This is a genomic window from Chryseobacterium taklimakanense (assembly GCF_900187185.1).
GTDB lineage: Bacteria > Bacteroidota > Bacteroidia > Flavobacteriales > Weeksellaceae > Planobacterium > Planobacterium taklimakanense.
Genome location: NZ_LT906465.1, coordinates 614,345 through 630,466 on the forward strand (window position 1 = coordinate 614,345; position 16,122 = coordinate 630,466).

At 42.9% G+C, this 16,122-nt stretch carries 16 protein-coding genes; 4 read left to right on the forward strand and 12 right to left on the reverse strand.

The window, feature by feature from the left end:
* Positions 1–24: 24 nt before the first annotated feature.
* The 9 genes from CKV81_RS03055 to CKV81_RS03095 all read right to left on the reverse strand — a co-directional run bounded on the left by CKV81_RS03055 (position 25) and on the right by CKV81_RS03095 (position 10,570).
* Entirely contained in the window at positions 25–3,174 is a 3,150-nt protein-coding gene (locus CKV81_RS03055) for an efflux RND transporter permease subunit (protein ID WP_095070296.1), read from the reverse strand.
* 27 nt (positions 3,175–3,201) lie between these two features.
* Positions 3,202–4,437, reverse strand: a complete 1,236-nt coding sequence (locus CKV81_RS03060; protein WP_095070298.1) for an efflux RND transporter periplasmic adaptor subunit — start codon at positions 4,435–4,437, stop codon at positions 3,202–3,204.
* Positions 4,427–4,897, reverse strand: a complete 471-nt coding sequence (locus CKV81_RS03065) for a GbsR/MarR family transcriptional regulator (RefSeq protein WP_095070299.1) — start codon at positions 4,895–4,897, stop codon at positions 4,427–4,429. Before CKV81_RS03065 ends, CKV81_RS03060 begins: the two co-directional genes overlap by 11 nt.
* A gap of 89 nt (positions 4,898–4,986) precedes the next feature.
* Positions 4,987–5,745, reverse strand: a complete 759-nt coding sequence (gene pstB, locus CKV81_RS03070) for a phosphate ABC transporter ATP-binding protein PstB (RefSeq protein WP_095070301.1) — start codon at positions 5,743–5,745, stop codon at positions 4,987–4,989.
* On the reverse strand, positions 5,735–6,583 hold the full coding sequence (pstA, locus tag CKV81_RS03075) for a phosphate ABC transporter permease PstA (RefSeq protein ID WP_095070302.1): 849 nt from the start codon (positions 6,581–6,583) through the stop codon (positions 5,735–5,737). Before pstA ends, pstB begins: the two co-directional genes overlap by 11 nt.
* A complete protein-coding gene (gene pstC / locus CKV81_RS03080) occupies positions 6,583–7,470 on the reverse strand; it encodes a phosphate ABC transporter permease subunit PstC (protein ID WP_095070303.1) in 888 nt (295 codons plus the stop codon). Before pstC ends, pstA begins: the two co-directional genes overlap by 1 nt.
* Before the next feature lie 12 nt (positions 7,471–7,482).
* Positions 7,483–8,319 (reverse strand): PstS family phosphate ABC transporter substrate-binding protein, encoded by an 837-nt coding sequence (locus tag CKV81_RS03085; protein ID WP_095070304.1) that lies wholly within the window; start codon positions 8,317–8,319, stop codon positions 7,483–7,485.
* 149 nt (positions 8,320–8,468) lie between these two features.
* Positions 8,469–10,040 carry a Na+/H+ antiporter gene (locus tag CKV81_RS03090; RefSeq protein WP_095070306.1) on the reverse strand — a complete coding sequence of 524 codons (1,572 nt, stop codon included), beginning with the start codon at positions 10,038–10,040 and terminating at the stop codon, positions 8,469–8,471.
* A gap of 20 nt (positions 10,041–10,060) precedes the next feature.
* Positions 10,061–10,570, reverse strand: coding sequence for a GNAT family N-acetyltransferase (locus tag CKV81_RS03095; protein ID WP_095070307.1), 510 nt, complete (start codon positions 10,568–10,570; stop codon positions 10,061–10,063).
* Between the two features lie 312 nt (positions 10,571–10,882).
* On the opposite strand from CKV81_RS03095, the gene CKV81_RS03100 reads away from it, so the two are divergent.
* The 4 genes from CKV81_RS03100 (at position 10,883) to CKV81_RS03115 (ending at position 13,473) form a co-directional block, all read left to right on the forward strand.
* Positions 10,883–11,515: a nitroreductase family protein gene (locus tag CKV81_RS03100; protein ID WP_095070309.1), complete on the forward strand. Its 633-nt coding sequence runs from the start codon at positions 10,883–10,885 to the stop codon at positions 11,513–11,515.
* Positions 11,516–11,532: 17 nt separating this feature from the next.
* Entirely contained in the window at positions 11,533–11,970 is a 438-nt protein-coding gene (locus CKV81_RS03105) for a MarR family winged helix-turn-helix transcriptional regulator (protein ID WP_309300022.1), read from the forward strand.
* A gap of 3 nt (positions 11,971–11,973) precedes the next feature.
* On the forward strand, positions 11,974–12,396 hold the full coding sequence (locus CKV81_RS03110) for an organic hydroperoxide resistance protein (RefSeq protein WP_095070311.1): 423 nt from the start codon (positions 11,974–11,976) through the stop codon (positions 12,394–12,396).
* 369 nt (positions 12,397–12,765) lie between these two features.
* Positions 12,766–13,473, forward strand: a complete 708-nt coding sequence (locus CKV81_RS03115) for a hypothetical protein (RefSeq protein ID WP_095070312.1) — start codon at positions 12,766–12,768, stop codon at positions 13,471–13,473.
* Between the two features lie 184 nt (positions 13,474–13,657).
* Here the strand turns inward: CKV81_RS03115 and CKV81_RS03120 are convergent, their stop codons facing one another.
* The 3 genes from CKV81_RS03120 to CKV81_RS03130 all read right to left on the reverse strand — a co-directional run bounded on the left by CKV81_RS03120 (position 13,658) and on the right by CKV81_RS03130 (position 16,115).
* Positions 13,658–14,158, reverse strand: coding sequence for a GreA/GreB family elongation factor (locus CKV81_RS03120; RefSeq protein ID WP_095070314.1), 501 nt, complete (start codon positions 14,156–14,158; stop codon positions 13,658–13,660).
* 314 nt (positions 14,159–14,472) lie between these two features.
* Positions 14,473–15,033: a Crp/Fnr family transcriptional regulator gene (locus CKV81_RS03125; RefSeq protein WP_095070316.1), complete on the reverse strand. Its 561-nt coding sequence runs from the start codon at positions 15,031–15,033 to the stop codon at positions 14,473–14,475.
* Positions 15,034–15,116: 83 nt separating this feature from the next.
* Complete coding sequence (locus CKV81_RS03130) at positions 15,117–16,115, reverse strand: alpha/beta hydrolase (RefSeq protein ID WP_095074186.1); 999 nt, start codon at positions 16,113–16,115, stop codon at positions 15,117–15,119.
* Between the last annotated feature and the right edge of the window lie 7 nt (positions 16,116–16,122).

Below are 16,122 nucleotides of genomic sequence, written 5' to 3' on the forward strand. Positions count from 1 at the left end.
AAGGATTGTTCAGACTGTTTGCAGTTATTCATTTAGATTTATTTCCTTTGCCGTTACAGGTTTTATTTTCTCCTGAATGCTCTGGAAAATGACGTAAAGTACCGGAATCACGAGCAACCCGAAGAACGTTCCGATCAGCAGGCCTGCAGCAGCGCCGGTACCTATAGAGCGGTTACCAACCTGTCCTATACCTGAGGAAAATACCAGCGGCAGCATCCCGAAAATAAACGCGAAGGAAGTCATCAGGATCGGCCTCAACCTTGCTTTAGCGGCATTGATGGCACTCATCGCGATACTTTCCCCGTGAATCCTTCTCTGAATGGCAAATTCCACGATCAGGATGGCATTTTTAGCCAATAGCCCGATGAGCATTACAATCGCAATCTGGAAATAGATATTGTTTTCCAGACCAAAAATACTTTGACCGAAATAAGCGCCAATCACACCCAGCGGCAGAGAAAGCATCACCGAAAGCGGCAATACAAAGCTCTCATACTGCGCCGCCAGAATGAAATACACGAAAATAAAACTCAACAGGAAGATAATACCGGTTTGGGCACCAGCCTTCATTTCTTCTTTTGAAAGTCCGGTCATTTCTACAGAATAACCTGCAGGGAGGCTGTCGGCAGCAGTTTCCTGCACCGCTTTAATTGCATCCCCGGTTGAAAATCCCGGATTTGATGACCCTGAAATATTTACTGCCGTAAAGAGGTTGTATCTTTCAATCGCCTGTGGCCCGAAAGTGCGTTTCATCGTCACGAACTGGGAAACCGGCGACATCTCCCCCGAAGCCGAACGCACGTAGAATTTAGACAGGCCCTGTACGTTTTTCCGGTCATCCGGCAGCGACTGGATCATCACACGGTACTGCTTCCCGTATTTTGTAAAGTCAGAAGAATATATTCCACCAACATACCCCTGCATCGCCGCGAGAATATTGGTTACAGAAACGCCGACATCTTTGGCCTTTGCCACATCAATCACCATTTCATACTGCGGATAATTGGTATTAAATGATGCGGATGCAAACTGGATTTCAGGCCTTTTCATCAAAGCGCCTACAAAATCCTGCGAAACCTTGCTCATCTGGTCGAGCTCGTCTCCCGCCCTGTCCAGAAGTACTGCAGAAAACCCGTCACTTGAACCGAAACCTCTCACACTCGGCGGTGCAAAGAATACAATCTTGGCATCCGGAAATTTAGAGGCAATGCCGAACAGTTTTTTTGTGATCGCGGCATCGTCCTGATCTTTTTCACCATAACGCTCCTTGAAAGGTTTTAATCTTACGAAGGCCTGCCCCACATTGGAACCGTTGCCCGACATAAAACCACGGCTCGCCGTAAATGTTACGTTTTGTACGCCGGGCACTTTTCGTGCTTCTTCCTGAAGTTCTTTCAGCACATTATAAGTTCTTTCCATCGATGCACCGGGTGGTAAAAGAACATCTGTAAAGATAATTCCCCGGTCTTCTTTCGGGATGAAGCCGGTTTTCATGGTAGAATTGGCCCACCAAAATGTCAGCGTTCCTGCCACAAAAATCAGTAAAGTAATCCATTTATGTCTCAAAAGATAAGTGAATGACCTGCCGTAGCGCTGTGTTCCCGCTTTGAATGCAGCATTGAATTTATAGAACATCTTGTCCATAAAATTCATCTGTTCATATTCTTTATTTTGTTTTGAATGTGATTTTAAAAAAATTGAACAGAGCACCGGACTTAAAGTCAAGGCATTCACTGCAGAAATAAGGATCGCAATAATGAGCGTGATCCCGAACTGCTGATAGAAAACACCTGCCGGACCGGATAAAAAGGTTACCGGAATGAATACCGCTGCCATCACCAAAGTAATTGAAATAATCGCCGTGGTAATCTCATCCATCGCTTCCACGGTTGCTTTTTTGCTGTCATGTACTCCGTTTTCGATTTTGGCGTGAACCGCTTCCACCACCACAATGGCATCATCCACCACAATACCGATTGCGAGTACCAAGGCAAAAAGCGTCAAAAGATTAATCGAATATCCCAAAAGGTTAAGGAAAAAGAATGTCCCGATAATGGAAACCGGTACAGCAATCGCCGGAATCAGCGTAGAGCGGAAATCCTGAAGAAAGATAAACACCACCAAAAACACCAGTACAAAAGCTTCCAAAAGTGTTGTGATTACCTTTCCAATGGAGGCTTCCAGAAATTCATTGGTATCAAAGTTTATGGTATAACCGATACCTGCCGGCATTGATTTTTGAGCTTCTTCCAGTTTTATTTTTACTTCCCTGATGATTTCCTGTGCATTGGAACCCGGCGTCTGAAAAATCCCCATACTGATGGAGCGGCGGCCGTTGTTCTCCCCGATTCCGCCGTATGACTGCGCATCCAGGTCAATTCTCGCAACATCTTTCAGCCGGAGAAACTGTCCGCCACCCAACGAACGGATGATGATATTTTCGTAATCCTGAACTTCGCTCAGTTTTCCCTTATAATTTATGACGTACTGAAACGACTGTCCGCTGTTTTCACCCAACTGTCCGGCAGCTGCTTCACGAGACTGTTCATTGATGGCGGCCCCAACTTCCGAAGGTTCCAGGCCGTAGCTTGCCATTTTTGCGGGATCAAGCCATATTCTCATGGAATAGTTTTTCCCGCCAAATGCTGAAGCATCACCAACGCCATTGATCCTTCTGATTTCAGGAATGACGTTGATATTTAAGTAATTCTGAAGCCAAACTTCGTTATACTGAGGATTATCGGTATAAAAAGAAAGGAACATCAGGGCACTGGAATTCTGCTTAGAGGATGTAACACCCGACCTGGTAACCTCAGCCGGGAGCAAAGGCATCGCCCTCTGTACCGCATTCTGTACATTCACCGCTGCCAAATCCGGGTCTACACCCTGTTTGAAAAAGACGGTAACACTCGCCGATCCATTGTTTCCGGCGGAAGAAGAAATATAGTCCATACCTTCCACACCGTTGACCTGTTCCTCGATTGGGATCACTACGGAGTTCATCACCGTTTGCGCATTGGCACCGGGATAATTCGCCGAAACCCGAACCGTTGGCGGTGCAATGTCTGGATATTGGGTAACCGGCAGCGCATAAAGCCCCAGAATCCCCAAAATCACTATAATAATGGAAATTACAGAAGCCAGTACCGGCCGGTCTATTAATTTTTTGATCATAATCCTATAAATTGATGTTGAAGTTCTTTACTCTTCAAAAATTGGTTTGATGGCGCCTACGATTTCGTCGAAGTTTTTTGGTTCAGCCTTTACAGCAGTTTTATCCTTTAAGGTTCCCACGCCCTGCGCCACGACAGTTTCACCTTTCTTTAAACCATCCTTTACCAGAACCATATTGTTCACGCGGTCAATCACCTGGATCACTGTATTTTTTGCCGTATCCTTCTCAACCTTGAAGGCATAAACCAAGCCCTGCTGTTCGTAGGTAGCACTTTCCGGAATGACCAAAGTGCTGTCGTACATCTTTGGAACACGTATTTTCCCCGTGTTTCCGTTACTCAGCAATTTTTGCGGATTGGGCAAAGAGACCCTGAACTGTATTGTTCCTGTGGACGGATCAATCTGTCCGGTCACTGCCTGGATCCTTCCCTTTTCAGGATAAACATCACCATTGGCCATTACCAGTTCTACCATCGGCATATTTCTCAGCTTCTCCGGAACGGTAGCGCCGTAAGAGTTTTTAAGGAAGTCCAGATACTCCTTTTCATTCATCGAAAAATAGGCGTAAAGTTCACCCGTATCGGATACTGTAGTAATCGGGGTGGGATCGCCGGGGCCAACCAAACTTCCGGTTCTAAGGTTTATTTTACCCACAACCCCGGAAATCGGCGCACGGATGACGGAGTAATTCACATTGGCCTGCACGCCCTGATAATTTGCCTGCGCCTGCGATACTCCCGCAGTTGCCTGCTGTCTGGCTGCAATTGCCTGAGACATCTGTGCCTGCGCTCTGGAAAGGTTCGCTTCTTCGGTTTGCAGCTGAACGTTGCTGATGATATTCTTTTCAACCAGCGGGCGAAGCTTGTTCACTTCTACCTGAGCAGCGTTCACTGCAGCCTGTGCTGCCTTTACATTGGCTTCAGCAGCTGAAACACTGGAACGGGCTGCACCAATTCCGGCTCGGGCTGCAGAAGCGCTCTCGCTGAGGACATTGGTTTCGAGCCTGAAAAGCGGCTGTCCCTTCGAGACATATTGCCCTTCATCCACCAAAACCTGGGTGATATATCCCTGAATTTTTGCACGCACCTCATTGTTCACGCGCCCCTCAATACTTGCAGGAAATTCAGTATAGCCCATAACATTGCGGGTTTCCACCTTCACCGTGGCAACCGTTTTGGGGCCGTCCTGCTTTTTCTCTTCCTTCTTTTTGCAGGCTGCGAGAGATAAGGCGGTGATGCCGATTATTAACAGTTTATTCTTCATTGTATAGTTTTTTTAATGAATCCTGTATGTTTTCAATATTTTTAGTTAAAAGCAAGCGGTATATGCTGTATTTTTCGTTCAGGCTTTCGTCGGGGCTGTTCCGGTAACTGTGCAGCCTGTCGAGAATATCGATTTCTGACTCCATTTTTTCCACGATTTCCTGAAACCTTATTTTAACGTAATCTCCGTTGATGATGAAATGTCTTTTTCTTTCGTTATAAGATTCAGAATTTTCAATCAAATTATGTTTCAGGAGAAGATTAATATTTTCTGAAACTGAACTTTTGCTCGCTGAAAATACTTCCACTAAATCCTCAAACGTCAGTCCCTTCTTTTCAAAATCAAACTTTAAATAAGCATAAATCTTGGCGGCAAGCGGCGGGAGGTTAAAAATACTTCCGTAAAACCGCTGCAAATCTCTGAAGATGTTTTCGTCGATATTTATATTATTAGACGCCATGGTAAAACAATTTGTTACAAATATAAAAAAATGGTTCGTAAAAAAACGAACCATTTCACTGATAGATAAAACTAATTTTTTCTCTGACCTTAACCGAAGGCACCCCTGATATACTTCTGTGTGAGCTCATGCTGAGGATTACTGAAAATCTGCGCTGTGTCACCAAATTCGATGACTTCCCCCAGGTACATAAAACAGGTTTTATCGGCCACACGCTGCGCCTGCTGCATATTGTGGGTTACGATGACGATGGTATAATCTTTTTTAAGTTCGTGGATCAGTTCTTCTACTTTTTTTGTGGAAATAGGATCCAGCGCGGAACACGGCTCATCCATCAGAATGACATCAGGCCTTAAAGCAACTGTTCTCGCAATACACAGACGCTGCTGCTGCCCACCGGAAAGCCTTGTTGCAGGTTTTTTCAAGTCGTCTTTCACCTCATCCCAGATATAACTTTCCTTTAAAGATTTTTCGATAATCTTTGCGCGGTCCCGCACCGGAAAATTATTGATTTTAAGGCCGTAATTGATGTTTTCGTAAATGCTTTTCGGGAATGGGTTTGCTTTCTGGAACACCATTCCGATTTTTTTCCTGATTTGGGTAACAGATGTTCTGCGGTCATAAATATCTTCATTATCCAAACGGAAATCACCTTCCACTTTGGCTTCTGTATTCAGGTCATGCATACGGTTGAAGCATCTCAGCAACGTAGATTTTCCACAACCGGAAGGGCCGATCAGGGCTGTAACTCTGTTCTTCTCGAAATCGATATTACAGTTTTTCAGGACATGTTTTTGGCCAAACCAAAGGTTCACGCTGTGGCCTGAAAGTTTTATATTATTTTCCATTTTTAGAGTATTTATATCTGATATAAAAAGCCGTTAAACTTAAAAGAAAAACGACCATAATCAACACCAATGCCGTTCCGTATGCCAGAGGCCTCACCTGCTCAATTGCCTGATGCTGGGTGGAAAGCATATATAAATGATACGGCAGCGCCATAAATTCCTGGTTCACATTTCCGGTTTTTCCGGTGATGAAAAATGCAACTCCGGTGAAAAGAATAGGTGCAGTTTCTCCGGCCGCCCGGGAAAGCGTAAGGACAACGCCCGTTAAAATTCCCGGCAGTGCTGAAGGAAGCACGACATCCTTTATACTTTCAAACTGTGTTGCACCAACACCCATTGCGGCTTCGCGCGTAGAATTTGGAATCCTTCTCAAAGCCTCTTCCGTGGTAGTGATGATGTAGGGCAAAGAAAGCAAGCCCAACGTGAGCCCAGCGGAAAGCATCGATGTTCCCAAATTCAGTCCCTGAACAAAAAGCGCGAGTCCGAAAAGCCCGTAAATGATCGACGGAATTCCCGACAGATTCCTGATGGATGCGCGGATGGTTTTGGTAAGGTAATTTTCCTTGGCATATTCATTCAGATAAATTGCGCAGGCCACCCCAAACGGAATACAAAACAGTGCGGTTAAAAGTGTAAGAATCACCGTGCCGATAATTGCAGGCAGAATTCCGCCTTCAGTCATTGCTTTCTTTGGTGATGTGGAAATAAAATCCCAACTGAAAGCGCCCGAACCTTTCACGACAATATCAAAAATAATGATTCCTAAAAACAGAAGGACGATCGCCGTGCAAAGCAGTAAGACGAACCACTCAAAATATTTGTTCAGCCCCTTCATCATCACATCGCCTGGAATTTTCTGAACCTGTTGACAAAAAATTCGCCAAGCAGATTCACAATTAAAGTCATAAAAAACAGCACCGCTGCAATCGCATAAAGCGCATAATAATGGGTGGTATTGTAGGGAACCTCACCCATTTCGATAGCGATGGTTGCCGTGATCGTCCTCACACTGTCGAAGAAACCTTTCGGGAAGGCGGCGGCATTACCTGTGGCCATTAAGACCGTCATCGTTTCCCCAATGGCGCGTCCAACGCCGAGCATTACAGCAGCAATAATTCCGGGAGCTGCGGCAGGAATTACGATTTTCCTCACGGTTTCCCATCGGTCGGCACCAATTCCCAGGCTGGCTTCGCGGTAGGTTTGCGGCACGGCATTGATGGCGTCCTCACTTACAGTAATGATCGTCGGCAAAGCCATAATCGCCAGAAGAATGGCCCCATTAATCGCGTTCAAACCGTTACTTTGGTTGGTAACATCAGCGATTCCGGGACCCAGCAAAACAATTCCCAAAAACCCGATGGCTACAGAAGGAACCGCGGCCAGCATCTCAATGGCCGGTTTTAAGACCGCTTTCAGTTTTGGCGGGCAGTATTCAGAAAGAAAAGTTGCAGTACCTAGACCCAAAGGAATGGCGATGAGCATCGCACCGAGGGTAACCAGCGTGGTGGAAACGATTAATGGCAAGATTCCGTATTCCCCATAAGAGGGATTCCATTGCGAACCCGAGATAAAATCTAGCGGCGACTGCCGTGTAAAGAAAGCGACTGAATTATAAACCAGCATTAAAAAAATACCGCCCAACACGGCAATAACCAGCAATCCCGTAATCCGGAAAAGCCATTTGAAGATGATGTCTTTCTTTTCTCTGTTCGTTACTGCGTTCATTTTTTCAAAGCATTAATCCACAACATAGTAACCTGAATTTCTGATGATTTCCTTACCGGTTTCCGTTTTTTCAAAATCGATGAACGGTTTGGCTGCCTCCCAGGATTTTTCTGGGATGAACTGGTAAAGCGGCCTCTGGAAGAAATATTTTTTCGCTTTTATTGCTTCGTGATCCAGCGGTGAGATTGCAGTTGCGCCTTTTTCTTCAGAAATTTTCAGGGCTTTTACTTTCATGTTTTTTTGGTCTTCATTCAGAAGGTAACCTGCGCCCACATACCCTATGCCGGACGCATCGGCTTTTATGCCCTCCATAATTTGGGCATTGCCGTTCATTTCCTTGGCTTTTTGCGAGAATTTTATTTTAAGCTTTTTCTGAACAAAAGAATGTGTACCGGAATTGCTTTGCCTGCCGTAAATATTGATGGGCAGGTCGTTTCCGGTGAGTGATTTCCAGTTGGTGATTTCGCCGCTGAAGATTTTTGAAAGTGTAGGAACATCAATTTCATCCACCGGAACCTGAGGATTTACGACGATCGCAGTGGCATCTTCCGCAAAAACATTTGTGATAAGTTTAATGCCTTTTTCCCGAAACATACTTTTCTCATCATCGGAAAGCGGACGCGACGAATTCGCGATATCGGCCTGCCCATTGTACAGCGAAGCGATTCCCAAACCGGAGCCACCACCGGAAACTGCCAGGCTGAAATTGCTGTTCTGGGAATAAAATTTTTCCGCCAGTTCGACGGCAAGGTTAACCTCGGTATCGGAGCCCTTTATTTTGATAGAGTTCCGGTCTTTGGAACAGGACCATAAAAGCGTGGTAAGTATGAGAAATATAGCCTTTTTCATTGCGCCTTTCACCTTATCAAAGCTACGGCTGCCAAATGAATTGATTTTTAAATTAAAGTTAATTATCCTTTAAGAAAAAATCAGGTGAAATATCTTTCATCAGAAAAGAATAACTCTCCACGTCAACAAAGTGCACTGTTTTAAAAATTTTACTGCATGGCCAGTTTTTCCTCCTGTAAGTCTAGCATTTTTAAATGTTTACGTACAATTTCTTCATCCAGCAGAAGTTCTTCACGGTTTTTGGAGATCAGCCATTCGCGCTGCTGGTTGATGATATCCAGGTAAATTTCACGGTATTCCGGAAAATTCAGAATAACTTCCGAACTGTTCACACGGTTTTCCCAGGTTTGCAACTGATCCTGTAACGCCGGGAATTTTTCAAGTTTGTCGAAATGGGTGTCCCGGATTCTCTTCACCCCTATTTTTGCAAGCTCGTTCCGGATTTCATAATCGATTTCCTTTTCAGATCGGGTAAAATCAGGATCCTGAATTTTGAATTTTTTGATGAGAAAAGGCAGCGTTAAACCCTGAACCACCAAAGTGAGCAGAATGACCACGAAAGTGATGAATAATATCAAGTTCCTGTGGGGAAAGGGCGTTCCATCCTGCAAAGTCAGCGGAATAGAAAGTGCGGCAGCCAGCGAAACCACGCCGCGCATTCCGGTCCAACCGATTAATGCAGGTGCTTTCCAGCCTGGATTTTGTCGGTCGGCAACCGTGATGAAATTACGCATAATCATCGTGATGAATACGGCGCCATAAGCCGCAACGATTCTTGTTAACATCAGAATAACGGTAATCAAAACGCCATAACCGAATGCTGTGGACAAGTCTGTTTCAAGCCCTGAAACAATCTGCGGAAGGTCGAGCCCAATCATCATAAAAACAATTCCATTCAGCAAAAAAACCAAACTGCTCCAGACATTTAGCGTCCCTAAACGCGATGAAGTAGCCAGAAACGAATGACTTCTGTTGGAAAGCAACAAACCACCGGAAACTACAGCCAGAACACCGGACGCGTGAAGCTCTTCCGCTACCAGATACATGAAGAACGGTGCCACGAGCGTGAGCACGACATCGATATTGGCATCAGTGGGCAACAGGCGGTGCATCTTCATAAAGAAAATCCCCAGAAGGATTCCGATTCCGGCACCACCGATACACATCCACACGAAACTCAGGGCAGCTTCCTGCCAGATGAATTGTCCCGTGGCAACGGCAATCATTGCAAAGCGGAAAATAATCAGTGATGAAGCATCGTTCAGCAAACTTTCACCTTCAAGAATAGAGGAATACCGTTTCGGAATTTTTACAAATTTCAAAATCGCTCCGGCGCTCACGGCATCCGGCGGCGAAACTATTCCACCCAAAAGAAAACCGAGCGCCAGCGAAAATCCAGGAATGAAATGATTGGCGACAAAAGCTACAACCAAAGAGGTAAAAAACACCACCACAAAAGCAAAACTGACCACAATCCTGCGCCAGCGCCACAGTTCTTTCCACGAAGCCGCCCAGGCAGCTTCATACAAAAGCGGCGGCAGAAAAATAAAAAATATCAGTTCAGGTTCTATATGAATCGTAGGCGTGCCGGGAATAAAACTGATGCCCAAACCGGCCACGACCAGCAAAACCGGATATGCAACCCGTATTTTTTTGGCAAGCATCACCAGCAAAACGATGATGATCACCAGGATCAGGTAAAATGTAAGATTCTCAAGCATATGGTTTTTAAATTTTATGATTAAATAAGTTTCTCGAAAGCTTTCCTTACACCGCCTGACAGATAAACTTCACCGCAATAAGTATAGCCCAGTTTTTTAAGGATGTGAAGCATGGCTGCGTTATCAAAGTTCGTGTCCACTTTTACGCTGAAAATTCCGTTTTGGCGGGAGAAATCTTCAATCCTTCGGAAAATCTCTGTGGCGTAACCTTTTCCGGCAACCTCATCAGAGACTGCTACGCGGTGCACCACATTGAAATCGCCGTCCGAAAGCCATTTACCCTCAATATTTTCATAAGCCGGCTCATCGTTCAACAGCACGGCACAGTAGGCGACAACACGGTCATTTTCGGTCAGGACATAGCCGATTTGCTTTTGAATGTCTGAGTTTACAGTTTCGGGATTTGGATAACCGTTCTGCCACTGTAGGGAGCCGTCCCGCCTGCGTCTTTCGATGGCCTGCTGGAGAATTTTCCAGATTATATCGGCGTCGTCCTGAGTTGCCTTTCTGAATTTTATTTCTGATTTCATTAATAATAATTTAAAACCTCACTTCTAAACCTAATCCAGGTTTTCAAGCGAAACAATGCGTGAGCTGACGATTATCCGAAAGCAGAGCCGATGGCGAAACTGGTTTTGATTGACGCTCTTTTATTTTGTGATCTCACAAATATATAAATTGTTAAAAACTATTCAGCATTGCATTGACCGGATAGATTCTATCTAATTTAAGTTTTTCACAATTATATTGTTCGCAATTTAAATTGGTGGTACATTTGCCAAACAATTTTTTAGACTATAAAAGTTTAAAAAAATATTTCACTAATTTAAAATACAATATCAATGTCATTATTAGAAAATCTACAGTGGAGACACGCTGTAAAGGCGTATGACCCAACCAAAAAAGTTGCAAAGGAAGATTTAAACCGCATCTTAGAAGCGGCCAGGCTGGCTCCAACTTCATCCGGACTTCAACCCTTCCGAATTATTTCTGTGGAGAACCAGGAACTAAAGGAAAAAATGGTGGCAGGCGCTCTAAATCCGGAAGTAATGAGAGATTGTTCACATGTCTTAGTTTTTGCAGCCTGGGACAGCTATTCCGAGGAAAAAATTGACAAAGTTTATGATTATCACACCGATGTGAGAGAATTGCCAAGAGGAAGATTCGGGAGCTATACCGATCAGTTGAAAAAAATGTACGGAGCGCAAACTGCAGATCAGCATTTTGCACATACAGCGCGCCAAACCTATATTGCTCTTGCTCTGGCAATGGCTCAGGCTGCCGAACTGAAAATCGACAGCACCCCAGCCGAAGGTTTCAGCAATGAAGTGGTGGATGAAATTTTAGGTCTGCGCGAAATGGGCTTAAAAAGTGTAAGTTTGCTTTATCTTGGCTACCGAGACGAAGAAAGAGACTGGCTTTCCAATATGAAAAAAGTAAGAGTCCCAATGGAGGAATTCGTTATTTCGCAATAAATGAACTTACCCTGCAAATGATGGAAAAATCGGAATCTTTAAAACTTGATCAACAGATCTGCTTTCCGCTCTACGTTCTTTCCAAGGAAATTACGGGACTGTACAGGCCTATTCTGGAGGAACTGGATTTAACCTATCCACAATACCTCGTGATGATGGTGCTGTGGGAACAGGAAGGCCTGGCAGTATCCGCTATCGGTGAAAAACTTTTTCTGGACAGCGGCACTTTGACTCCTGTTCTTAAAAGACTGGAAAGCAAAGGCTTAATCACCAGAGTCAGAAACAAGAACGATGAAAGAATGGTGCTGCTGTTCCTCACCGAACAGGGTAAAGATTTGAGACAGCAGGCGTGCAGCATTCCGCAAAAACTTCTTTCGCAGATCAATATTAAAATTGAAGATCTCGAAAATTTTAAAGAGACCCTAACCCAATTAATCAATAATTTAAAAAAGTAACTTATGAAACCAATGTACACAACCAGTGTCACCGCAAAGGGTGGCAGAAACGGCCAGGTGAAAAGCGATAATGGCGTTATAGATTTGGCAGTACGAATGCCAAAAGCACTGGGCGGCGCGAATGATGATTTCGCAAACCCGGAAATGCTTTTTGCGGCAGGTTATTCCGCCTGTTTTGACAGCGCCCTGAACAGAGTCATTATGCTGTCTAAAACCGAAACCGGTGAAACCACCGTAACAGCCAAAGTAAGCATAGGCCAAATTGAAAACGGCGGATTCGGGCTTGCCGTGGAACTCGATGTAAATATCCCGGGGGTTTCCCTGGAAGAAGCACAGGAACTTACAAAAAAAGCGCATCAGATTTGCCCTTATTCTAATGCCACGAGAAATAATATTGAAGTGAAATTATCGGTGACCAATAATTAGTGTTTCCTTTAACTTGCAATTCCAACATTAAAACTCCTTATGTAGGGAAGCTTGGGAGCATTTTCAACCTTCCGGTTTTATCCTAAAAAATTTTTTAAGAAGATTAAAGAGACTTGTAGAAAGGTCTCTTTTTTTGTGTCGTTTTCATACTTTATTTTAATTAACTTTACAACAGTAAGTCATATATGTTAATAATAAAGCTATCGGAGGTTTAATGGAATAAGGGTTTTACGTCAGGCGGGGTTAAGCGCAAAAATCAACGCCAGTTTTCAATTGAACTTTAGTAATAAAACCGGCTTTTTGTGTTTCGGTTTCCCACCCGACCATAAAACTTCAAAAGTTTGGCGACATTTTAAAAAATCACCTCGTATGAATAAATTTTATAGGCAAAAACTTATATTTCAATGGATAATTGCCATAACATTATTATTGGGTGCGCTGCTTCCAATGTTTATAATCATAATAAAAGCAAGTAATCAACCACTGTATTACTTATTTTTTATGATCTACATTCCTGTTGCGCAATTTGCCTTTACACCATTTTGCACACTAACAGGCATTTACAGGTATTATTCTCCGATGCTTCTGGGCTACAATGCTACTGACAAACAAATAGACTTGCATAATGGGACCAGTTTTGATTATTTAATGGTAATGACCCATCATAAACCCGGAATTGAATTTAGAAACAGGATATTAAAATATCATTTAGAAGGCTTGTTGAATATTATCCAATTAATAGAGAAAAAGAATATACCTGAAACTGTAAATATTGTTGGGACATCCTATTTTTTTAATAACCGTACGTTAGAAAAAATGGGGTTTGAAACAGAAAATCCTTCTTTATTCTATCGGATAAATCTCTTTATGAACGTTATAGACTTAATTTGGATGTATTCACTGTCGCAGGGAAAATTAAAGATTCCAAATATTGGAAATGTCAGGAAAGCAAGTACAACAGGCAAAAAATTAATTGAGAATAAAAACAAAATTAAATTATTAATTGAAAAATTAAAACATAAAATACCGCCTTATAACCAAAGTTTTGTTAGCCTTGAACAGCCACCAATGAATTGAAAAGTTATCAAAACATGATAAATAATAAAGGGTTGAGATAAACTCATATTAAACGGAATCTTCGTTAGTTTTCAACATTCCGCGTTTACCGTAAAAAATTTTAAAAAAACAAAAGAGACTTCCAGAAAGGTCTCTTTTTTTTGCTCGTGGGTTTCATCCGTTTTTTCAAAACTTCACAAATCCATCAGTATTTTATCGACACAATTTCAAACTGCTTTTCCGCTTTTCCCAATTTCAATGTCACGCGATCACCTACCTTTCTGTCCATAAAGATTTTCGCAATCGGAGAGGTAAACGCTATTTTTCCTTCTGCAACATTTGCCTCATCAACGCCGACGATCTGATAATGCTGGATTTTGGGATCGGAATCAACCGTAAAATACACTTCAGCACCGAACTTCACTATATTTTTGGGTTGTTTGGCAAGGTTAACAATTTTCGCAGACGAAATTCGATCGAGTAACAGTTGCAGTTTCGCATTGATTAAATTTACGGTAATGCGATTTTCATTCTCGTCCGAAATCAAGGTATTGTCGCGCTCGTGAATCATTTGATCACGTTCGGCGAGTAACTGAGCGTATCCGATTTCTGTAACGAAGTTTACCGTACCGGGCGGTAAATCGGCACGCGGCGGAATCAGCGGAATTTCCTCCTGATCACCTTCTTTCACAAATCCCCTGCTCATATATTCCAGTTATACATTTATTCCGTTACACTTAAAATTACTGATCTGTTTTGCGTTTAAAAACTACCAGATAAACACAACCGTTTTAAGGCTGTAAAGGTTGCAAACCTGTTCAGAAAGCAATTAACAACAAAGCACGCACCGCAGCCAACAGCCGCAGAGACGGCATTGCTTCATGGTCTGTGTTGTAAATATACATTTTTTTTAGTCACTTAGCCGTTTTTCAGACGCAAGCATAAAATCTTTACAAAACGCTGAACTTTTTTTCGCACCGCCACTCAATCAGCATCCCTGTCTGTACTTTGATAACTTTTCTAAACTTCACTTCTGATCCTACTCAAAGTTTCCTGAGATATGCCAAGATAGGAAGCTATCATCCCAAGCGGCGCACGCAAAAGTATATCAGAATTATCTTCTAAAAGCTGAATATATTTTTCCTTTGCCGTCATATACTGCAAGGAATTGATGCGCCTTTCCATATTCGTCATCAGAAGTCCCAAAACACGGCGGCTGAAATTGGCTATGGTGAGCGAAGTTTCGCAGAGCTCTTCCATTTTCGAGTAACGGAAAAAGACAATCTCACTGTCTTCTATGGCTTCAATGGAATGCCGCGCCGGAATTTTCTCAAAAATGGTGTCTTTATTGGCGAGAATGCTGTTTTCGGGGTAAAAATTGGTGGTGATGTCTTTTCCTTTTTCAAAATAAAACGAGCGCAGAAGCCCTTTTTCTACAAAATACACCTTGCGGTTTAAAGTGTTCTGATCGCTGATAACGGTTCCTTTTTTCACAGATATTTTTTCGGTCTGGGTGTTCAGAAAACTGCGGATATCATCGTCGATGGTGATGTAGGTGGCAAGCATTTCGGGAAAAGTCATCAGGATTCAGTTTGTGCAAAAATAAAAATAATGCCCCAAAAAATGAGGCATTATTCACAAACTAAACATTAAAAAATAAACTATTAAAAATCAATCTTTTGTAGCCAACTGAAAAGTTCGTCATACACTTTTTCGCGCACCGGTTTTTTGGAAAGCACCAAATCGTGAATGCCGCCTTTTACGGGAATTATCGTGACATTCCCCTTAAAATTTTCAGCATTTTTATGAATATCCTTCACGTTCAGGATGATATCGGTAGAAGTCACTTCCTCATTCCAGACTTTTGGATAGCCCGATTTTTCAGAATGCATCACCAATACCGGAACCTTTAGTTCTGCGTTGCGGATGTCTTTCTGTGCGCGGTGAATCGCACGGATAAAGCCAAAATTCACTTTCCCGTTGGCATTGGGTTTCAGTTTTAAATCATAATTCCATTCGCCCTTAAAATCTTTATGCAGGCTTTCACCGTAGAAAGTGGAAAATCCACCGCCAATTTTCGTGTCAGGATAATATTTTCCCAAACCGCTGATGATGGGAACTCCAATTTTTTTTGCCAGAAACCCCATATTGAAATCATAAAACGGACTGTTCACCCAAAGTCCGGTAATGTTCGGATTTCCAGTGTGATATTTCATATACCGTGTCGTAATCAAGCCGCCGGTTGAGTGCCCTGCCAACAGAATTCTGTTATGATTTTCAGCAGCAATGATTTTTAAAGCTTCATCGATTTCGGCATTGTATTCGTCCAGATTTCTGACATTATTAAAAGTTTGATGCGGCAGATACGAACGTCCATATTTTCTTAAATCCAAAGCATAAAAGTCAAACCCTTTTTCATTGAATTTTTCAGCCATTTCCGCCTGAAAGAAATAATCGTTAAACCCGTGAATATACAGCACTGCCTTATGGGTCGGACTTTCCGCTTTTTTGCGGATGATAGTTGCGGTAACTTTTCCTTCGTAATCGTTGGGGAAATTCAATGTTTTCTGCTCAAAACCGTTTCCCAAAATATCCGGCTTATATTCCTGAGAAAAGAAAAACCCCGAAAGGAAAATCAGCAGCAGTAAAAAGTTGTTTTTCATTGTCCTG